This is a genomic window from Chryseobacterium sp. WG23, from assembly GCF_024586575.1.
In the GTDB taxonomy this organism is placed as follows: domain Bacteria; phylum Bacteroidota; class Bacteroidia; order Flavobacteriales; family Weeksellaceae; genus Chryseobacterium.
Genome location: NZ_JALCZE010000004.1, coordinates 20362 through 42125, shown reverse-complemented (window position 1 = coordinate 42125; position 21764 = coordinate 20362). Strand labels below are relative to the sequence as shown.

12 protein-coding genes are annotated in these 21764 nt (G+C 34.6%); 8 read left to right on the top strand and 4 right to left on the bottom strand.

The window, feature by feature from the left end:
* Positions 1-2: 2 nt before the first annotated feature.
* A complete protein-coding gene (radA, locus tag MP477_RS07170) occupies positions 3-1352 on the bottom strand; it encodes a DNA repair protein RadA (RefSeq protein WP_257189774.1) in 1350 nt (449 codons plus the stop codon).
* Between the two features lie 142 nt (positions 1353-1494).
* On the opposite strand from radA, the gene MP477_RS07165 reads away from it, so the two are divergent.
* On the top strand, positions 1495-2064 hold the full coding sequence (locus MP477_RS07165; RefSeq protein ID WP_257189773.1) for a YceI family protein: 570 nt from the start codon (positions 1495-1497) through the stop codon (positions 2062-2064).
* A gap of 240 nt (positions 2065-2304) precedes the next feature.
* On the opposite strand, the gene MP477_RS07160 is transcribed toward MP477_RS07165, so the two are convergent.
* Positions 2305-4887 (bottom strand): hypothetical protein, encoded by a 2583-nt coding sequence (locus MP477_RS07160; RefSeq protein ID WP_257189772.1) that lies wholly within the window; start codon positions 4885-4887, stop codon positions 2305-2307.
* A gap of 89 nt (positions 4888-4976) precedes the next feature.
* On the opposite strand from MP477_RS07160, the gene MP477_RS07155 reads away from it, so the two are divergent.
* Both MP477_RS07155 and yidC read left to right on the top strand, forming a co-directional pair.
* Entirely contained in the window at positions 4977-6587 is a 1611-nt protein-coding gene (locus MP477_RS07155; RefSeq protein ID WP_257189771.1) for a CTP synthase, read from the top strand.
* A gap of 261 nt (positions 6588-6848) precedes the next feature.
* The gene (yidC, locus tag MP477_RS07150) at positions 6849-8648 is read left to right on the top strand and encodes a membrane protein insertase YidC (RefSeq protein ID WP_257189770.1); all 1800 of its coding nucleotides are present in this window, start codon (positions 6849-6851) and stop codon (positions 8646-8648) included.
* A gap of 90 nt (positions 8649-8738) precedes the next feature.
* Here yidC and MP477_RS07145 read toward each other — a convergent pair whose 3' ends face one another.
* Positions 8739-9338: a ribonuclease HII gene (locus MP477_RS07145; RefSeq protein ID WP_257189769.1), complete on the bottom strand. Its 600-nt coding sequence runs from the start codon at positions 9336-9338 to the stop codon at positions 8739-8741.
* A 633-nt stretch (positions 9339-9971) separates the two neighbouring features.
* On the opposite strand from MP477_RS07145, the gene MP477_RS07140 reads away from it, so the two are divergent.
* The 4 genes from MP477_RS07140 (at position 9972) to MP477_RS07125 (ending at position 19392) form a co-directional block, all read left to right on the top strand.
* On the top strand, positions 9972-12899 hold the full coding sequence (locus tag MP477_RS07140; protein WP_257189768.1) for a SusC/RagA family TonB-linked outer membrane protein: 2928 nt from the start codon (positions 9972-9974) through the stop codon (positions 12897-12899).
* 5 nt (positions 12900-12904) lie between these two features.
* Entirely contained in the window at positions 12905-14473 is a 1569-nt protein-coding gene (locus MP477_RS07135) for a SusD/RagB family nutrient-binding outer membrane lipoprotein (protein WP_257189767.1), read from the top strand.
* Positions 14474-14890: 417 nt separating this feature from the next.
* A complete protein-coding gene (locus MP477_RS07130) occupies positions 14891-17818 on the top strand; it encodes a SusC/RagA family TonB-linked outer membrane protein (RefSeq protein ID WP_257189766.1) in 2928 nt (975 codons plus the stop codon).
* A gap of 5 nt (positions 17819-17823) precedes the next feature.
* On the top strand, positions 17824-19392 hold the full coding sequence (locus MP477_RS07125; protein ID WP_257189765.1) for a SusD/RagB family nutrient-binding outer membrane lipoprotein: 1569 nt from the start codon (positions 17824-17826) through the stop codon (positions 19390-19392).
* Between the two features lie 25 nt (positions 19393-19417).
* Here the strand turns inward: MP477_RS07125 and MP477_RS07120 are convergent, their stop codons facing one another.
* On the bottom strand, positions 19418-19612 hold the full coding sequence (locus MP477_RS07120) for a hypothetical protein (protein ID WP_257189764.1): 195 nt from the start codon (positions 19610-19612) through the stop codon (positions 19418-19420).
* A 260-nt stretch (positions 19613-19872) separates the two neighbouring features.
* On the opposite strand from MP477_RS07120, the gene argS reads away from it, so the two are divergent.
* Entirely contained in the window at positions 19873-21633 is a 1761-nt protein-coding gene (gene argS / locus MP477_RS07115) for an arginine--tRNA ligase (protein WP_257189763.1), read from the top strand.
* The last annotated feature ends 131 nt before the right edge of the window (positions 21634-21764 follow it).

The following is a 21764-nucleotide window of genomic DNA, read 5'->3' as shown; positions in this document are numbered from 1 at the left end:
TTCTAAAAAAGTCTTTCATGGAAATCTTCAATTTTACTCACTTCCTCAATTTTTATCCCAAATTTTCTTTTTGGTATTTTATTAAGATTGGAAACAAATATTTTTTCATAGCCCAGTTTTTCGGCTTCAGTGATTCTCTGTTCTATCTGAGCTACCGGACGGATCTCTCCACTTAACCCAATTTCTCCGGCAAAACAGAAGTGTTCAGAAATGGCAATATCTTCATTGGATGAAAGAACGGAGGCTATCACCGCCAGATCAAGAGCCGGATCATCCGTCTTTATACCTCCGGTAATATTAAGGAAAACATCCTTAGCTCCAAGTTGAAAACCTGCTCTTTTTTCTAATACGGCCAACAGCATATTCAGCCTTTTTGAATCAAAGCCTGTGGAACTTCTCTGTGGTGTTCCATATACAGCAGTGCTTACCAAAGCCTGGATCTCCAATAGCATCGGGCGGTTTCCTTCCAGCGTTACAGCTACTGAATTACCGGAAAGTTCTTCAAACTTCTTGGTAATCAGAATTTCAGAAGGATTTTTAATTTCCTTTAATCCCTGAGAGATCATCTCGTAAATGCCAATTTCAGAAGTGGAACCAAAACGGTTTTTATTGGCCCTCAGTAACCTGAAAAGATGATTCCTGTCCCCATCGAAGTTCAAAACTACATCTACCATATGTTCCAGCACCTTAGGACCGGCAATTTGCCCGTCTTTGGTGATGTGCCCTACCAGGAATACAGGCGTACTGTTTTCCTTGGCATATTTAATAATTTCATTGGAACATTCCCTGATCTGAGAAACTGTTCCGGGTGAGCTTTCAATCAATTGAGACTGCAGCGTCTGAATAGAATCAATAATGATAAAATCAGGTTCCAGTTTTTTAGCTTCATGAAGAATTTTTTCCAATGATGTTTCGGTGTAAAGAAAACAGTTTGGATTTTGAACATCCGTAAGCCTGTCTGCCCTCATTTTAATTTGAGAAGCACTTTCCTCACCGGAAACATAGAAGACTTTTTTCTTCATTTTTAAGGCAAGCTGAAGAAGAAGCGTAGATTTTCCAATTCCGGGTTCCCCGCCAATAAGAGTAACCGATCCTAAAACGATCCCACCTCCCAGTACACGATTCAGTTCCTCGGAAGGGGTTTTTATTCTCGGTTCTTCACTGGTTTCCACTTCAATGATATTGATCACATGCTGTTTGGTTTTGGAAAATGGAGGCGTCTTATGAGAGGGTTTTTCCACCACCTCTTCCACTAATGTATTCCATTCTCCACAGTTTTTGCATTGTCCCATCCACTGAGAGTATTGAGAACCACAGTTTTGACAGAAATATGCTGTTTTCAGTTTTGCCATACTGCGAAGTTATAAAAAAATGCATTTTTCTTTCGAAGTTTTACGGGATTTAATAATAAAAACTAACATACATCAATGTCAAGAATATCTTTTATATATTAGCTTTGTTTAAATTAAAATAGTAATATAAAATATAATTACAATGAAAAAAGTTTTTTTATCCTTCGTATTCGCTTTATTAAGTGTATCAGGTTTTGCACAAGGGAGCTGGGCTATTGATCCTATGCATTCTTCTGTAAACTTTACGATTAAGCATATGGGAATCAGTTTTGTTCAGGGGCGATTTGATAAATTCAGCGGAACGGTAACTACAAAAAATGCCAATCTTGAAAATGCAGCCTTCGATATCAGTGTGGAGGCTGAAACCATCAATACTGGTGTGGAGATGAGAGACAAACATCTTAAAAGTGATGATTTCTTTGGAGCAGGTAAGTATCCTTCAATATTATTGGAAGGAACCTCTGTAGTAAAAGATAAAAACGGTCCCTATACTTTGAAGGCAAAATTGACCATTAAAGATGTACAGAAGGAAATTGCCATCCCTGTAACATTTGGCGGAATAACAAAAAATAAGAATGGAAAAGAAGTGATGGGACTGCAGGGGAAATTCACCATTAACCGTTTGGATTATAATATCAAATATGATCCTACCGGAACGGGAGTAGCAAAAGATGTTGATATCAACGTTTACCTTGAATTGGTAAAACAATAATTGTATATCATTTTAAATAAAAGGGTTTCCAATTCCATGGAAACCCTTTTTTGTTTTTATTATTCTAAAAGTTCTCAGCCTGAGAAATTTACTTTTCCTGAATAATGATAATACGGCTGCAAAAATCATCAATTGGTATATGTTGACTCCTTGTGATTTGGATTGAATATGTATACCGAAATAATGACGGGTACTGACTTGGTCATTTGTCCAGGCTGATTTTCTAAAATCGAATCTCCTCTATTTTTTATAATTATCATTTTTTAAATCTCCAGTTTCCATAAGTTGATATTTTTCAATAAGATCGGAAGTTAAATATTCAATAGGACCATTAATAGAGTTAAATATAAAGGATATTATAGGTGCATCTATTAAGCCTTGATTTCCTAGTGTTTTAATAAATAATTCAAAATCATTATTGATATGAAGATAAAGTAATATAGGGCCGTACCACCATTCTGTTTTAATGTACTGAAAATAATCTATTTTTCTATTAGAAGCAATTTCTTTAGCTGTTAAATGTTCCTGAAACCTTAAATGACCAAAACCATAATTTCTATTACCAGTCATAGGAACAAGAATTTCGCATGGAGAAATTAGCTCCTCAATACCTTTTTTTATTTCAGTTTCAGTATATTTATACTTTAATGTTTTTAAAAGATTTTTAGTGATATTTTCTAGGTCCATTTCTCGAACATTGGAAGAATGTAAAAAAAATGCTATTTTTTGAGAGATATTTTCAAGTAAAGAGGGTAAAGAAAATATTCTTGTTGAAATATGCTTTACATTATCATAATATCCCGTGAATAGTTTTAATCTTTTTTCATATAATCTTATTTCTGTCGTAGGTAAGCTTAAACCATTCTCAGCTAATATACACAATGTTGTAGTTAATAATGGATTCCTAATAATTTTATTCATTTCTTCATTTTGGTTAAGATGATTAAGAACCTTTTTTTGTACAGAAATATCATTATGCTCTGTAAACCATTTTTTTATAAACTCTATTCTTTGATTATCAGTAAAAGGAAGAAGGGTCACTGAAAAAAAAGGTATTTGATTAATATACTCTCCATAATATCTAGAAGATAGAATAATTTGGATTTTAGTATAGATTTCCGAAAAATCTTTAATTAAATTCGGCAAATTCGGTTGAAGTTTGATTGCTTCATCAAGGCCATCAAAAATAATTATCGTCTTTTTATCAACTAAATATTTTTTTAACTCAATTAAGTTTATGAAAATTTCAACTTTTTTTAAATAGAAAATGATTAATTCTTCAATGTACTCGGAACCATTAATTTTATCTTTAGAAATATTGATATTGAAGTCTTTTATAATATAGCCTAATGGTAGAAAGAAAACTTTTTTTTCTGATTCTTGATTTTTATATGCAAACATTTCAAGACTTGTTGATTTTCCTGCACCAGCTTCTCCTAAGACTGAAATATTTAAACCAGTTTCAAAAATTTCATTTATTGGAAGTCTGAATCTTATGTTATCAAGGTTTTCTCCATAGGCATAATTAGATTTTGTTCCTAAGGTTTCTTTAAAATCAAGATTTTGAAATTCAAAAATTTGTGAACATTGATTTATAATGTTGTCACATTTATTGATAAAATCTTTTAATTTTTTTTGATTATATTTTTTATTGTTAATCAGTTCTATATTACTTTCAATATATTTTCGTTTTTGTAATACTTGTTCACATAAATTTTCACCAATAATCTTTATTCTAACTTTAAAATTATCATTTTTCGTTTTAAATGATTTTTGCCTGTCAAATAATTTTTGAATGGAGTTCTGATTTATTGAAATTTTATTTTTATTATATTTTATATTAGAATCCAATTTATCGATTTCAAGACGCTCTTCTATACCAATTGATGACTTTAAATTTTTTTTTATCTGATTGATTTTTGCGTTCTCTTTGTTTATAATCTCTGTACTTGTACTATTCTCACTTTTTAAATGGTCTACTTGTTCTTGGAGCTGCTGTATTTCGGCTAAGTTTTCATTATAATTTTGTTCGCTTTTTTCATATTTTATTTTTATGGCTACCAGATCTTGTTCAATAAAAGATAAATTAAAGTCACTTTGAATATCAATACAAATATTTTGAAATTTGTTCCATTCTTCAAAATTTAATGTAATAGTCTTTGTTTGGGGTTCAAAACTATGATTGAAAAATAATTCAGTTGTTTGTTTGCCAATTGAGAAATCAACATCAGTATAAATCATTTTGATATCAATAATTCTATCTTTCCCTAATGCTTTTAAAAGAATGTCATTACTAAATTTTGGTGTAAGTTTAGTTTTTATTTCAAAATCAATTCCTAATAACTCTTTAATTAATTCTGGTGTCTTTTTTATAATTAAATCAGCTAGTTTTGCTCCATCTATTATTCTTACTTTATCTGTTTGTATGTTTGGAGATTCATCATAAAAAGTAAGTAGAGTTTTAGAGTCGATTTCATGAGTAGTTATAAGCCAAACTTTACATGGTTTTTGAGTAAATCCATCTGAGTGAGGAATTTTTTTATTAAAACATACTGACAATTGATTAACAACCGTTTGAAAACTTCCAGAATTATTAGATGAATTAGTAAATTTAAAGTGTTTTACTTGTGCAACATTTAAGAAGATATCACCCATTGGATCTTGTTCCCAAAAAACAATATCTTTTCCCTCTTCTGAAGTTCCTCCGAAAAATTCTACTTTATTGTATCCTAATGTTTGGAGTAATGGTATAATAATATTTTTTGTAAAATTATTTTCAGGGTAGTTTTTTATTGCCTCTATTAGTTTTTTTTTATTATACATTACTTTAATTTAAACATCTAAAATACAAAAAATCATAACAAAATTGCTTTGTGTTTCTTTTTCCCCTAACTTTGCACAAACCTAATCTAATGAGTAAAAAGAATACAAAGTACATCTTTGTGACAGGAGGTGTAACTTCATCTTTGGGAAAAGGAATCGTGTCTGCTTCTCTGGGACTATTGCTAAAATCACGCGGTTTTAATGTAACGATCCAAAAGCTTGATCCTTATATCAATATCGACCCGGGAACATTGAATCCTTATGAGCACGGAGAGTGCTACGTAACCGAAGATGGTGCAGAGACGGATCTGGATTTAGGCCACTATGAGCGTTATCTTGATGCTCCTACCTCTCAAAACAACAACGTTACTACAGGAAAAATCTACCAGACTGTAATTGAAAAAGAAAGAAAAGGAGATTTCCTTGGAAAAACAGTGCAGGTGATTCCTCATATCACTAACGAAATTAAACGCAGAATTAAAATCCTTTCAAAACAGAACTACGATATCATTATTACAGAGATCGGGGGAACAGTAGGGGATATTGAATCTTTACCATACATTGAAACTGTTCGTCAGCTGAAGTGGGAATTGGGAGAGAGTAATTCTATGGTGATCCACTTAACATTATTGCCATACCTGGCTTCAAGTGGAGAGTTAAAAACAAAACCTTCTCAGCATTCCGTGCGCCAATTGATGGAGAGCGGAATTATGGCTGATGTTTTGGTTTGCAGAACAGAGCATAAAATTCCTAAAGATCAAAGAGCAAAACTGGCACAATTCTGTAACGTTGCTTTGGAAAACGTTATTGAATGTAAAGATTTGGAAACGATCTATGAAGTTCCAATGTATCTTCAGAAGCAGAATTTTGACGATGTAGTGTTGAAAGAACTGGATCTGAAAAGTGATAAAACAGCTGACCTTAAAGACTGGAAGAACTTCTTAAAGAAATTCCAGAACCCTAAGAAAAAAGTGGAAATTGCGTTGGTAGGAAAATATGTTTCCCTTCAGGATTCATATATTTCTATTGCTGAGGCATTTAAACATGCCGGTGCCGATCTTGAAACTGAAGTGAAGGTAAGATGGGTATACAGTGGAGATATCACAGAAGATAATATTAAGGATGTTCTGAAAGGAGTGAACGGTATTCTTGTAGCTCCCGGATTTGGAGACAGAGGAATAGAAGGGAAAGTTCTTACTGCAAAATATGCAAGAGAAAACAAAATTCCTATGTTGGGAATCTGTTTGGGAATGCAGATCATGACCATTGAATTTGCAAGAAATGTTCTTGGACATACCAAAGCGAATTCAGTAGAATTTGATACAGCAACGCCTGATCCTGTGATCTCGTTAATGGAAGAACAGAAAAATGTAGTAGATAAAGGAGGAACAATGCGTCTTGGAGCATGGAAATGTTCTTTGAAAAACGGATCCAGATTATTTGATGTTTACGGAAGTAAAAATATTTCCGAGAGACACCGTCACCGTTATGAATTCAACAGTGAATATCTGCAGGAATTTGAAAAAAATGGCTTCCTGGCTACAGGTACAAACCCTGAAACTGGATTGGTAGAAGCTCTTGAACTTCCTGGTCACCCATTCTATGTAGGGGTTCAGTATCACCCTGAATATAAGAGTACGGTAGCAACGCCACACCCTTTATTCAGAGCTTTCATTAAGGCTTGTGAAACATCTAAGTAGATATTTTAGTATTTGGAAAGAATGTAAGTATGTTACATTGTTCCCAATAAAGAATACTAAATGTCCTTATAAAAAGAAATAAGGTAAAATTTTATCATAAACGTCTTACTATAAACTCAGGCTGATTATTCTCAGCTTGAGTTTATTATATAGTAACGTAGTAAAGCATAGAGTTTTGATAAAAAAACAGTATTTTTGTCAGCTCAAAATTATGTACATATAAAGGTACATCCTAAGTTTAAAATTTTAATATAAAATAAAATGCAACAAAACAACGGAATCGATAAGAAGCAAATGATTAGTTTCGCGGTTTTATGCCTGGTTCTCTTCGGCTTTATGTTCTATTTTCAGAACAAGCAGGCGAAAGAAGAGCAGTTAAAAGCTGAGCAGCAGAAAACTGAACAGGTTAAAAACCCGGTAAAACAAATTCAGGCAAGTAATATCAATCCAAATGTAACTCCTGGTTCCATCCAAACAGCAAGTCTGTCTAACAAAGAACTGAATGTAGAATTCTCAAGTTTAGGAGGACAGGTTTCCAAAGTACAGCTTTCAGAATACAAAGCATATGACCACAAAACAGATCAGGCGGATCTTCCTCTATATCTGATCAATAAAAATAATTCAAACTACGGATTTCAGTTTAAAGATAAAACAGGAAAGGTTGTCAACACTAAAGATTTAGTTTTTGCCCCTTCTGTTAATGGAAATGCTGTAACACTAACAGCTGATTATAACGGCGCTGTTATTCAGTTTATTTATACATTGCTTCCAAAATATACTTTAGATTTTAAAGTAAGAACACAAGGACTTTCTAAAATTACTTCAGATAACAAAGCAGATTTTATCTGGGATTATAGTGTAAGAAACTTAGAAAAAGGTAGAGCTCAGGAGCAGTCTCATTCAGAATTCTCCTATGCTTTTAATAATTATAAAGATTATGATTATGATGGAAGAACTACCATGGAAGAGGAAAAAGAAACCCTTAACTGGATTGGTGTAAAGCAGCAGTTCTTTACTTCTGTTATTGAGGCTAAGAATGGTTTCACACAAAGTAAAGGAAACCAGGAGTCGGTGGAAGAAGGCGAGTATCTGAAAAAATTAAACTATGAAGGTTTCGTTCAGATGACCGGAAGTGAACTGAATCAGGACTTTACCTGGTACTTTATGCCACTGGATCTGAAATTATTGAAATCTTACGATAAAAATTTTGATGAGATTCTTCCATTAGGATGGTCTTTTATCGGATGGATGAACCGTGGGTTCTTTATGCCGATGTATAACCTTATTGCTGATTGGGGATTAACTGCAGGTTGGGTAATCTTCCTGATGACTATTATTGTAAAATTGATCTTGTCACCCATTATGTATAAGCAGCATAAGTTGAGTGCGATGATGAAAGTAATCCGTCCGGAAATTGATGAGGTAAATGCCAAACTGAAAGATGCAGACCCAATGAAGAAGCAACAGGCTACTATGGAGGTTTACAGAAAGGCCGGAGTTAACCAGATGGCAGGATGTTTACCCGCATTGGTTCAGATTCCAATTTTCTACGCATTATTCCGTTTCTTCCCGAACTTTATTGATTTAAGAGGTCAGGGGTTCTGGTTTGCAAAAGATTTGACAGCTTATGACGATTTGATTAAATTGCCATTTAAAATTCCTTTCCTGGGAGATCACTTGAGTATTTTTGCATTGGCGTGTACTATTGTTATCTTAATTTATACGGTGATGACTTCAGGAAATATGCAGCAGCCTCAGCAGGAAGGAATGCCAAATATGAAAGTATTGATGTATATTTTCCCGATTACATTCCTATTCTTCCTTAACACTTCAGCGTCCGGCCTTTCATGGTACTATTTCGTATCGAATGCGATCAATATCTTAATTATCTTAGTTATTAAGTATGTGATTCTGGATGAGAAGAAAATTCATGCTCAGATTCAGGCTAATAAAGAAAAGCCTAAAACGGAAGGTAAATTCCAAAAAAGAATGAGAGAAATGATGGAGAAAGCTCAGGATCAGCAAAAAGCTCAGGAGCAACAAAGAAATAAAAAGAAATAGTCTAATATATATGACTACAAAAAAGAGAAGCTGTTTAACTGCTTCTCTTTTTTTATATTGTAAATCTGATGATAATCAAAGGTTTTGCTTTTAATCATACTTTAATCTGAATGACTGTCTGTGGTGTTTTGTGGGGCCATGCTTTATCAAAGCTTCCTGATGTTTTTTTGTAGCATACCCAAAGTTGGTATCCCAGCCATATTCCGGATGTTCTTCATGCAGCTCGATCATTAATCTGTCTCTGTAGTTTTTTGCAAGAATAGAAGCTGCAGCAATAGACAGTACTTTTGAATCTCCTTTGATAATACATTGATGAGGAATAAAATTATAGGGATGGAATTTGTTGCCATCTACTAAAATAAGTTCAGGAGTGATTGCTAATTTATCCAGAGCGCGATGCATAGCATGGATGCTGGCATTGAGGATGTTATGTTCATCAATGAATGAAGGAGGCAGTTCAGCGATGGCATAAGTATTTACATTGTCCTTGATATAATCATCCAATTCCATTCTTGTTTTAAAAGTTAATTTTTTTGAATCATTAACTAAATTTTGCTTAAAACTGTCATCCAAAATTACAGCAGCAGCAACCACTGGCCCGCTTAAACAGCCTCGTCCTACTTCGTCACATCCTGCTTCAATATAAGCGTCTGACCACCTATGTAATAACTGTGTATCTATATCTTGCATAAGACTGTAAAATTAGTAAAAACAAACCTATTAAACAGAGGTTTCATCTGTTTTTTGAAATTCTGAAAATAAATCATTTTTAAGTTCATGAATTAAAATAAATGAACGATAATAATATGATTTTTATGATTTGTCAAGAGGGTTTAAAATTGCTTTTTTTTAACCTAAAAACAATTTTACTTAATGGTACTATATTGGTGCTTTTGTTACATTAATTTATTTACGTTTTTTATGATTTTTTATTGCGTTTGTAGTGCGTTGCTCGCGGTTTGTAGAATGTTTTTTCGAATTTTAAGATAAAAAAAATAAATATGCATTGCATTGCAATTGTAAAATTATTAATGGTTTTAAAAGTTGAAAACTGTTGTATTTATCTCATTTACAGTATTTTATTGTTTGATTTTATTTGATACTTATATGAATATTATCAATAATAATACTCGTTAGTATTTTTAGAAGAAAAATGTTTAATTTTTTTTTAATTTTTGTTAAAAAAAATAATTTTAACTTATTTTAATAATTTTTATGCTTATTTGATTGAAAATTATTAAATAGTTAATAATTTTTTAAGAATTTATTTTGTGTTGTTAATAAAGTTTTACAAATTTGTACGGATACAAAATTAAATTTGATATGAAGAAACTAACAACGAGTCTACTTGTAGTGGTATTGTCTTCATCTGTTGCTATTGTAAGTGCTCAACAGAAGAAAAATGATACCGCCACACAGACTAAAGAGATTGAGGGTGTAGTGGTGACTGCATTAGGTATTAAGAGAGAGAAAAAAGCTCTTGGATATGCCTCTCAAGAAATCAAAGGGGACCTTATTTCTGATGCAGGGCAAACGAACGCTGTAAGTGCATTGTCGGGAAATGTTGCAGGGGTACAGGTTACAGCACCTTCTTCCATGGGAGGTTCTACCAGAATTACCATGAGAGGTATTAGTTCGGTTACCGGAGAAAACCGACCTTTAATTGTTATTGATGGAATTCCTTTAGATAACTCAAATGTTAACAGTGTAGATACTCAAAGAGGAGCTGGAGGAAGAGATTACGGAGATGCAACTTTTGACATCAACCCGGATGATATTGAAAGTGTAACGGTATTGAAAGGAGGTCCTGCGGCAGCACTATACGGATATAGAGCGGGTAACGGAGCGATTATCTATACCACAAAATCAGCTAAAAAAGGGAGAACGGAAGTTACGCTTAATACAGGGGTATCTTTTGAATCCATCTACATCAGACCCAAATTACAAAATCAATATGGAGGTGGATTAGAGTCAGAACTTCCTACAGAAGATATTAACGGCCAGACCTATAATATTACAGAGTTTGGAACCGATGAAAGCTGGGGACCAAGATACAATCCTAATTTATTATATTTAGGCTGGAACTCATTTGACCCTGAGTTTAGTAATGATTACATGAAACTGAAGAAGTGGGTAGCTCCTAATAAAGATGTTGATGACTTCTTTAGAGTAGGAACTACATATACCAATAACGTTTCAGTTTCTAAATCATTTGAAAATACCAATGTAAGGTTATCTTATACCAATACTAAGATTAATGGTATTGTACCTAATTCAGAAATTAAGAAAGATAACTTCAGTTTAAATGTTAGCTCAAAATTATCAGATAAATTAAAAGCAGATGCTGTTTTCAATTATGTCCATACAGCAGGTTTCAACAGACCGGAGCAGGGCTATGGAGATAATTCAGTAGCGCAGAAGTTTTATCAATGGGGACAAAGACAGCTAGATTTTTCAGAACTGAAAGATTATAAACTGGCTAACGGAATGCAGAGATCCTGGAACAGGACTGCCTGGAATGACGGTACTCCTAACTTCTCAGATAACCCGTACTGGACTATTTATGAGAATACTTCTGATGATAGCAGGCACCGGTTCTTTGGAAATGCAGGGTTAACCTATAATTTCTCTAAGAAAGTGTATGTTTCAGGGAAGGTATATGGAGATACTTACTCTCAGCAAATCAGATCAAGAGTAGCTGTTGGTTCAGCAGCACAATCAGGATATGTTATTCAAAAAAGGAATAATTCTGAATTCAACTACGAAGGTAGAATTCACTACAATGATAATTTCGGTGATTTCAGTTTAAATACATTTGCAGGATTCAATATTATGGATCGTAAATGGGATGTTTTGGAAGGCAGATCTGTAGGAGGATTAATTATTCCAAACTTATATAACCTTGCCAACAGTAAGGAAGCTCCACGTGCATCTAATGCATTTAACCATTTTGGAGTACGCAGTGTATTTGCATCCGTTTCACTAGGATATAAAGACTTTTTATTCTTAGAAGGAACCGGAAGAAATGACTGGTTCTCAATGCTTAATGATGATCAGTTTTATCCATCGGTAACGGGTAGCTTCGTGTTCTCCAAAATTGCTAATGTAGATTGGATCTCTTTTGGTAAATTAAGAGCAGGATGGTCAAGGATTGCAGGAGGCTCTGATCCTTATATCAGAGGGACGTTTGCATCGATAGATACTCCGTTTGGAGGAAGTCCTGTGTATTCTATGCCTAATACGAGAGGAGAAGAAGGAATCAAACCGGAGATCAAAACAACAAAAGAGATCGGTTTAGAGATGAACTTCTTTAAAAACAGATTTGGATTTGATTTTACATATTATGACGTAAAATCTACGGATCTTATTATTCCATTGCCAATTGATCCGGCTACAGGATATGGATTCAAGAGAATCAATGCCGGGGAAATGACCAACAAAGGTATTGAAGCCATGGTGAATATTACACCTATCAGAAGCAGTGATTTCTCATGGGATTTTACCTGGAACTTTACAAGGAACAGAAATAAGCTTGTTGATCTACAAGGAAATCTTCAAAACTATATTTTGACCAATGCACCGTTCAGAGTCCAGCTTGCTGCTCAGGTGGGGTATTCCTATGGGGTAATCTTAGGAACTGATTATGTATATGATGCTGCCGGTAATAAAGTAGTAGATGCTACAGGCCGTTATAAAGCTTCCGAGATTAAGCCTTTAGGTTCTGTACTACCTGATTATAATATGGGATTCAGAAACTCATTTAAATATAAGAGTTTCGGATTGTCATTCTTAATTGATGTTCAGCAGGGAGGTAAATACTTCTCGACAACGAATATGTGGGGGATGTCTTCGGGTATGCTTGAAGAATCTGCACTTGGAGGAAACAGAGAAGCAGGAATTACCCTACCAGGAGTTAAAGAAGACGGTACACCAAATGATATTCATTTAGATGCAACAACATGGGGGAAAGCATTTTATAATACTGTGGATGCGCAAAACGTTTTTGATGCAAGCTACATTAAGTTAAGAGATGTTACTTTATCATATGACTTGCCAAAATCTTTCATAGGAAACTCTATTCAGGGAATCAGAGTATCTGCTTTTGCAAGAAACCTGTTTGCTTGGAATTTAGCTAATAAAGGAATTGATCCTGAGAATACAGCATACGGATCAGGAAACATTCAGGGAATAGAAGGAGGTTCGTTACCATCTACAAGGGTATTCGGAGTTAATGTAAACTTTAAATTTTAATCACAATGAAAAAGATATTTTCAATACTAACACTGGCAGGTTTGTCATTAGCGCTTAACAGCTGTGCGGATAAATTTGATGAAATAGATGCCAATCCAAACTCTACAGAGAATCCATTACCAACAGGGTTGTTCAACAATGGGAACAAAGAGTATATGGATTTCACAAGAGATGGCTGGGTATCAGGAAGAATGATGTTGCCGTTTGTTCAATATTCAGCACAAAGACAATATACAGAAGAAGACAGATACCAGTACAGGCTTACTACGGGTACACAATTATGGGCAAGAACCTATTATGTAGCTCAAGATTACAAAAAGATCATTGACCTGAATACTGATCCGGCTACTAAAGCTCAAATGGCCAACTATGGAGCTAATGCAAACCAGATCGCAGCATCCAGAATTATGTTATCTTACGTATTTGCTAATTTAGCAGATGCTTTCGGGGATATTCCGTACTGGTCTTATGGGAATAAAGATGCAGATTTCCAGGCATTAAATGTTGATGTTAACTTACAGCCTAAATTTGCTACTCAGAAGAAAGTCTATGCAGATATTTTAAAAGAGCTTAAAGAAGCTTCTGAAATGATCGATGGTACTCAGGATATTATCCTGACGGATGGAGATCAATTGTTTGGTAGCCCTGCAAAATTGAAGACATTTGCGAACTCTCTAAGATTAAGAATAGCAACCCGAGTAAAAGGAGTTATTCCGGGAGCAGAAGCTCATATTGCAGATGCTATTGCTTCAGGAGTAATGACGTCTAATGATGATACGGTAGGATTAACGTATGAAAATAACTTGGTTAACCCATCTCCTTTCTTCGCAACCTATATTGAGAGATCAGACTTTGCAATTTCAAAGACTTTTGTACAGTTGCTTAAAGGAGAAAAAGGTAATTTTGGAGTGGATCCACGAATTTTCAAATATGCTTCTCCAACTTCTGTAAAGGCATCTAATATCAGAGCTCAGAATATGGTTGAAGCTACAGATATTAACCAGATCAAAGGAATGCCATATGGTGTACCAACTACTTTGGCAACCAGCCAGGCTGCTTCATCAAGTTATTTTGGTAAAAATGTCTTAAAGCCTGGTTATACTGAAATCTTTATGGAATATGCAGAAGTAGAATTCTTATTGGCTGAAGCTAATGGCTGGTCACAGGATCACTATGAAAAAGGAGTTAGAGCATCTATGGAAAGATGGGGTGTAGCTTCTGATCAGATTGATACATTTGTAGCAGCTCTTCCGGCAGCTAATAAAGCAAATGTAATGAACCAGAAGTATGTTGCATTATTCATGCAGCCTAATGAAGCATGGTCAGAATACAGAAGAACAGGATATCCTAATACATTATTGTTACCTGGGCAAACAGCTGACCTGAATGTACCTTCTGCAGCTGGGCAAACAACATACACGTTTACTTCGCTTATTGCAGGGTTAACAGATGTACCAACAAGAATTTTCTATCCAACAACAGTTCAGACATTAAATACAGCGAATTACCAAGCTGCGTCTGCTTCTATTGGTGGAGATCAAATGAATACAAAATTAATTTGGGATACCAACTAATACTGTAAACATATTTTAACACACATTCAGTTAACATTCATATTAAAACCGCCTTTTGGCGGTTTTTTTATTTAATAATAGTACTTGTTTCTTCATTATTGTAAATTTCAGGGATCTGTATAATTCTATTTTTCATTAAATCATTGTTTATTTTTTTCATTATATATTGTTATACAATATTTTTTACTGATGATTTACTTTATATTTATTTATAAGATTATTTAAAATTTAAATTTTGATAAAAAACAATAAGAAACTTTGTTTTATTGATGTTTATTTAAGTTTTTAACTTAAAATTTTAACTAATTAATATATTTTATCGTTTTATATTGAGTATTTTATATTTTTTTAATTTTTTTTCTTTGACTTGTTAATAAGGTTTTACAAATTTGTACGGATACAAAATTAAATTTGATTATGAAGAAACTAACAACGAGTCTACTTGTAGTGGTATTGTCTTCATCTGTTGCTATTGTAAGTGCTCAGCAGAAGAAAAATGATACCGTCACACAGACTAAAGAGATTGAGGGTGTAGTGGTGACTGCATTGGGGATTAAGAGAGAGAAGAAAGCTCTTGGATATGCCTCTCAAGAAATCAAAGGAGACCTTATTTCTGATGCCGGGCAAACGAATGCTGTAAGTGCATTATCAGGAAATGTCGCAGGGGTCCAGGTAACAGCTCCTTCTTCTATGGGGGGGTCTACCAGAATTACAATGAGAGGGATCAGTTCTCTAACTGGTGAAAACCGTCCATTAATTGTGGTTGATGGAGTTCCTTTAGATAACTCAAATGTTAATAATGATGATACTCAAAGAGGAGCAGGAGGTCGAGATTATGGAGATGCTACATTTGATATTAATCCTGATGATATTGAAAGTGTAACGGTCTTAAAAGGAGGCCCGGCAGCTGCTTTATATGGATATAGAGCAGGAAACGGAGCCATTATTTATACTACAAAATCAGCTAAAAAAGGGAGAACTGAGGTACAGTTTAATACAGGTGTTTCCTTTGAATCTATTTACATCAGACCAAAATTACAAAACCTATATGGAGGTGGTTCAGAATTAGCACTGCAAACTCAGGAAATAGATGGGGTAACGTATAATCTTCCTGAATTTGGAACAGATGAAAGCTGGGGTCCTAAATATGGCCCGAATTTATATTACTTAGGCTGGGATTCTTTTGATCCTGAATTTCCTAATCAATATATGAAGCTGAAACAGTGGGTTGCTCCTAGAAAAGATGTTGATGACTTCTTTAGAGTTGGAACAACTTATACCAATAACATTTCTGTTTCTAAATCATTCGAAAATACAAATATAAGACTATCCTATACCAATACAAAAATTAACGGTATTGTACCAAATTCTGAAATTAAGAAAGATAATTTCAGTATAAATATTAATTCCAAATTGACTGACAATTTAAAAGCTGATGCAGTTTTTAATTATGTGCGTACCGATGGTTTCAACAGACCAGAACAAGGATACGGGGATAACTCTGTAGCACAGAAGTTCTACCAGTGGGGACAGAGACAGCTTGATTTTTCAGAATTGCAAAATTATAAATTACCAAATGGAATGCAGAGATCCTGGAACAGGACTGCTTGGAATGATGGTACTCCAAACTTCTCTGATAACCCTTACTGGACGATCTATGAAAATACTTCTGCAGATACCAGAAATAGATTCTTTGGAAATGCTGGGCTGACGTATAATTTTTCTAAGAAAGTATATGTTTCTGGTAAGGTATATGGAGATACCTATTCACAAACCATTTCCTCAAGAGTGGCTATTGGATCAGCGGCACAATCTCAATATAATCTTAGAAAAAGTAATAACTCTGAATTCAACTATGAAGGGAGATTACACTACAATGATAATTTCGGAGATTTCAATTTAAGTACCTTTGTAGGATTTAATATTATGAATCGTAAGTGGGATATCATGCAGGGTAATTCTGTTGGGGGATTAATTATTCCTGATTTATATAATTTATCGAACAGTAGAGAAATTGCACGTGCAACTAACTCATCTTTTCACGTAGGAGTAAAAAGTTTATTTGCATCGGTGTCTTTGGGATATAAAGACTTTTTATTCTTAGAGGCTACAGGTAGAAATGACTGGTTCTCTATGCTAAATGATGATCAGTTTTACCCTTCCGTAACAGGTAGTTTCGTATTCTCTAAGCTTCTTAAAACAGACTGGATCTCTTTTGGAAAGGTGAGAGCAGGATGGTCAAGAATTGCAGGAGGTTCTGATCCTTATATTAGAGGAACTTATGCAACAATAGGAAATTCATTCTGGGGAAGCCCAACTTATTCTATGCCCCCTACTAAAGGAGAAAACAACCTTACTCCTGACTTGAAAACTACTAAGGAAATTGGTCTAGAAATGAACTTCTTCAAAAATAGAGTAGGATTTGATGTTACTTACTATGATGTGAAAACTACAAATCTGATTATTCCGTTACCAATTGATCCTGCAACAGGATTTGGATTTAAAAGAATCAATGCCGGAGAGATGACTAACAAAGGTATCGAAGCGACGGTAAATATTACTCCTATAAAAACTGCAGATTTCTCATGGGATGTTGCGTGGAACTTTACGAGAAACCGAAACAAGCTTGTAGAATTGCAAGGTAATCTTGAAAATCTTATCCTGACCAATGCTCCGTTCAGAGTACAGTTAGCTGCTCAGGTTGGATATTCATACGGTACAATTCTGGGAACTGATTTTGTATATGATGCCAACGGGAATAAGGTAGTAGATGCAACCGGACGTTATAAAGCTTCAGCGATTAAGCCTTTAGGTTCAGTACTTCCTGATTACAATATGGGATTCAGAAACTCATTCAAATATAAAAGTTTTGGATTATCTTTCCTGATTGATGTTCAGCAGGGAGGTAAATACTTCTCAACAACTCACATGTGGGGAATGAATAACGGGATGCTTGAGGAAACTGCTCTTGGAGGAAATAGAGAGGCTGGTGTGATTCTTCCAGGTGTTAAAGAAAATGGAGCTCCTAACGATATCCGATTAGATGCACCAACATGGGGGAAATCATATTATAACACCGTTGATGCACAGAATGTTTTTGATGCAAGTTACATTAAGTTAAGAGACATTACTTTATCTTATGATCTTCCAAAGTCATTTATTGGTAATTCTATTCAAGGAATAAGAGTATCCGCATTTGCAAGAAACCTTTTTGCATGGAATCTTGCCTTCAAGGGAGTTGATCCGGAGAATACTTCTTATGGGTCAGGTAATATTCAGGGGTTAGAAGGTGGTTCTTTACCATCTACAAGGATGTATGGAGTTAATGTGAATTTTAAATTTTAATTACAATGAAAAAAATATTTTCTATAATAGCGGTAGTAGGTTTGTCTCTAGCAATTAACAGCTGTGCAGATAAATTTGATGAAATTGATGTCAATCCGAATTCTACAGAGAATCCTCTGCCAACAGGGTTGTTCAACAACGGGAACAAAGAGTACATGGATTTCACAAGAGATGGCTGGGTATCAGGGAGAATGATGCTCCCATTTGTTCAATATTCTGCCCAAAGAATATATACTGAAGAGGACAGATATCAGTACAGACTTACCACAGGAACTCAGTTGTGGACAAGGACTTATTACGTAGCACAGGACTATAAGAAAATTATTGACCTTAATACTGATCCAGCATCAAAAGGTAAAATGTTGGCTTATGGAAGTAATGAAAACCAGATCGCAGCTTCAAGAATTATGTTATCTTATGTGTTTGCTAACCTTGCAGATGCTTTTGGTGATATTCCTTATTGGTCTTATGGTAATAAGGATGCTGACTTTCAGGCATTAAATATTGATGCAACATTGCAACCTAAATTTGCTACACAGCAAAAAGTGTATGCAGATGTCTTAAAAGAGCTTAAAGAGGCTTCGGAAATGATTGATCTTTCTACATCAACCGTTTTTTCTGAAGGTGATCAATTGTTTAAAAGCCCTGCTAAGCTTAAGAAATTTGCAAACTCATTAAGATTGAGAATTGCAACCCGAGTAAAAGGTGTGGTTCCGGGAGCAGAGGCACATATTGCAGATGCTATCGCTTCAGGAGTGATGACTTCTAATGATGATACTGTGGGCTTAACTTATGAAAGTAATCTGGTTAATCCATCACCATTCTTTTCAACCTACATTGACAGATCTGATTTTGCTGTTTCAAAGACTTTTGTTCAGCTACTTAAAGGAGAATCCGGAGTTTTTGGGGTAGATCCTAGAATTTTTAAATATGCAGCTCCAACAACGGTGACAGCAACTGATATTAGACAGCAGACAATGGCCGAAGCTTCAGATATTAGCAAAATCCAAGGAATGCCTTATGGTGTACCATCTACATTAACCTCAAGTCAGGCAGGTACCTCAAGTTTCTTTGGTAAAAATATCCTAAAACCTGGTGCTACCGAAATATTCATGGAGTATGCAGAGGTTGAATTCTTACTATCAGAAGCGAATGGCTGGTCACAAGATCATTATGAAAAAGGTGTGAAAGCATCTATGGAAAGATGGGGAATTGATGCCGCTAAAGCCAATACATTTGTAGGCGCGCTTCCTGCAGCGAGTAAAGCTAATGTAATGACACAGAAGTATATTGCATTATTTATGCAGTCTAATGAGGCTTGGTCAGAATATAGAAGAACCGGATACCCGAATACATTGTTATTGCCTGGGCAAACGGCTAATCTTAATAAGCCATCCGCAACGGGGGTAACTACCTATACATTTACGTCACTTATTGCTGGCTTAACAGATGTACCAACCAGAATTTTCTATCCAACTAATGTACAGACATTAAATACAGCGAATTATCAAGCTGCGTCTGCTTCTATTGGTGGAGATAAAATGAATACAAAATTAATTTGGGATGTAAACTAAAAAGTATTCATATAATATATTCAAATTAAGAAACCGCCTTCGGGCAGTTTTTTCTGAAAAAGTTTTTAAACAAGAAAAAGAGGTCTTCAAGACCTCTTTTATATTTTTTATTCACCTTTGCACTTGATTGAAAATGGTAAGCAGGCACCCCAGGCTTGGCATTGTCTATAGCCATCAGGGCAGGTTCCCCATGGCTCACAGCAGGGAGCGTTTCCTCCATTAATCTGTTTAAGTTCTGTTTTAGAGATTTTTCTTAGATTTTTCATGATATATTTTGTTTTAATTAGTAAAATAAATATAGGAAAATTATTGGTAATTTATTGCTTTTCAGTGTAATAATGTGAAAAATAAATTAAATAATTGAAACTCTGTGATCTTGATGTATAGGGTTGTCTTTTTTATTTCACTAAATTTGTACTTCAAATTTTTGAGATGAAGTAAGGCTATTCCATGTGGCCTTTAAAAAAGTAATATATACACATGAATATTAAAGATATTATAGAAGGGAAACTTTCAGAGGTTATTTTAAATGTATATCAATTAAAAGACATTAAGCTGGAGGTTCAGGAAAATAAAACGGAATTTGAGGGTGACTTTACCATTGTTACTTTTCCGTTGGTAAAACAATTAAAGAAAAATCCGGAAAGCATTGGAGTTGAATTAGGGGAAGCTTTAACGGAACAATCAGATTTATTTGAAAGCTTTAATGTGGTAAAAGGTTTTTTGAATGTTAAAGTTAAAAACCAGTTGTTTGTGGATAACTTCAGATCCGTAAGCAATGGTTTTTCAACAATAGAAAAGAAAAATGCTACAGTGATGGTAGAGTATTCTTCACCGAATACCAATAAGCCTTTACACTTGGGGCATATCAGAAATAACTTATTAGGATTTTCTGTAGCTCAGATCTTAAAAGAGGCTGGCTATGATGTGATCAAAACGCAAATTATCAATGATAGAGGAATCCATATCTGTAAGTCGATGTTGGCTTGGGTGAAATTTGGAAATGGCGAAACCCCGGAAACAACCAATACCAAAGGAGATAAATTTGTAGGAAACTACTATGTAGAATTTGATAAAAAATACAAAAAAGAAATTGCAGATCTTGTAGGACAGGGAGTAGGAGAAGAGCAGGCTAAGAAAGATGCTCCGATGATAAAAGAAGCGCAAAAAATGCTTTTAGATTGGGAAAATGGAGATGAAATGGTAAGAAACCTTTGGGCAGAAATGAATTCTTGGGTATATAAAGGATTCAATGAAACCTATAAAAGATTAGGTGTTGATTTTGACCAGGTTCAATACGAAAGCAATACTTATCTGTTAGGAAAGGATATTATTCAGCAAGGGTTGGATGACGGAGTTTTATATCAAAAAGAAGATGGCTCTGTTTGGTGTGACCTTACGGATGAAGGACTTGATCAGAAGTTGTTATTACGTTCTGACGGTACATCCGTTTACATGACACAGGATTTAGGAACTGCTGTTGGACGTTTTAAACAAAGCGATATCAAGAAGCTGATTTATACCGTAGGAAATGAACAGGATTATCACTTCCAGGTCTTATTTAAGATTTTAAAGAAGCTGGGTTATGAGTGGGCAGACCAGCTTTATCACCTTTCTTATGGAATGGTAGAGCTTCCTGAAGGTAAAATGAAATCCCGTGAAGGAACGGTAGTAGATGCTGATGACCTGATGCAGGAAATGTATGAAACTGCGAAATCTAAGGCTCAGGAGCTTGGGAAACTGGAGACTCTTTCAGAAGAAGATAAAGAAGCTTCTTATGAGACAGTAGGACTTGGAGCATTAAAATATTTTATGCTAAAAGTAGACCCTAAGAAAAAAATGCTTTTCAATCCTGCCGAAAGTATTGATTTCAACGGGAATACAGGACCATTCATCCAGTATACTTATGCACGTATTCAGTCATTGTTATCTAAAGCAGGCTATACCCAGAAAGAGACAGCTGATGTAGTTTTCAATCAATCTGAGAAAGAGCTGATTATGCAGTTGACCAACTTTAAGACTGTAGTAGCCAAATCAGCAGAAACATTAAGCCCGGCTTTAGTGGCTAATTATGTATATGATCTTGTGAAAGCATATAACTCTTTCTATCAGAATAACCCAATCCTGATTCAGGATGATGAAAATGTAAAACAATTCCGTCTGAATGTTTCAGACCTTACAGCCAAGACGATTAAAAAATCTTTAGAGCTTCTGGGAATCGGAACCGTAAACAGAATGTAGAAAATAATACGCCTCCTGAATTCAGGAGGCATTTTTTTTTGTAAAATATATTATATAATAGCAGTGAAAAGCCGGAGAGTAGAAGCTAGATAAAAATTCTTTACATTAGATTAAACCCAAAAACTACGTTT

Coding starts and splice junctions, on each gene's coding strand:
- radA (WP_257189774.1), bottom strand. CDS start 1,352: ATGGCAAAACTGAAAACAGCATATTTCTGTCAAAACTGTGGTTCTCAA.
- MP477_RS07165 (WP_257189773.1), top strand. CDS start 1,495: ATGAAAAAAGTTTTTTTATCCTTCGTATTCGCTTTATTAAGTGTATCA.
- MP477_RS07160 (WP_257189772.1), bottom strand. CDS start 4,887: ATGTATAATAAAAAAAAACTAATAGAGGCAATAAAAAACTACCCTGAA.
- MP477_RS07155 (WP_257189771.1), top strand. CDS start 4,977: ATGAGTAAAAAGAATACAAAGTACATCTTTGTGACAGGAGGTGTAACT.
- yidC (WP_257189770.1), top strand. CDS start 6,849: ATGCAACAAAACAACGGAATCGATAAGAAGCAAATGATTAGTTTCGCG.
- MP477_RS07145 (WP_257189769.1), bottom strand. CDS start 9,338: ATGCAAGATATAGATACACAGTTATTACATAGGTGGTCAGACGCTTAT.
- MP477_RS07140 (WP_257189768.1), top strand. CDS start 9,972: ATGAAGAAACTAACAACGAGTCTACTTGTAGTGGTATTGTCTTCATCT.
- MP477_RS07135 (WP_257189767.1), top strand. CDS start 12,905: ATGAAAAAGATATTTTCAATACTAACACTGGCAGGTTTGTCATTAGCG.
- MP477_RS07130 (WP_257189766.1), top strand. CDS start 14,891: ATGAAGAAACTAACAACGAGTCTACTTGTAGTGGTATTGTCTTCATCT.
- MP477_RS07125 (WP_257189765.1), top strand. CDS start 17,824: ATGAAAAAAATATTTTCTATAATAGCGGTAGTAGGTTTGTCTCTAGCA.
- MP477_RS07120 (WP_257189764.1), bottom strand. CDS start 19,612: ATGGAGGAAACGCTCCCTGCTGTGAGCCATGGGGAACCTGCCCTGATG.
- argS (WP_257189763.1), top strand. CDS start 19,873: ATGAATATTAAAGATATTATAGAAGGGAAACTTTCAGAGGTTATTTTA.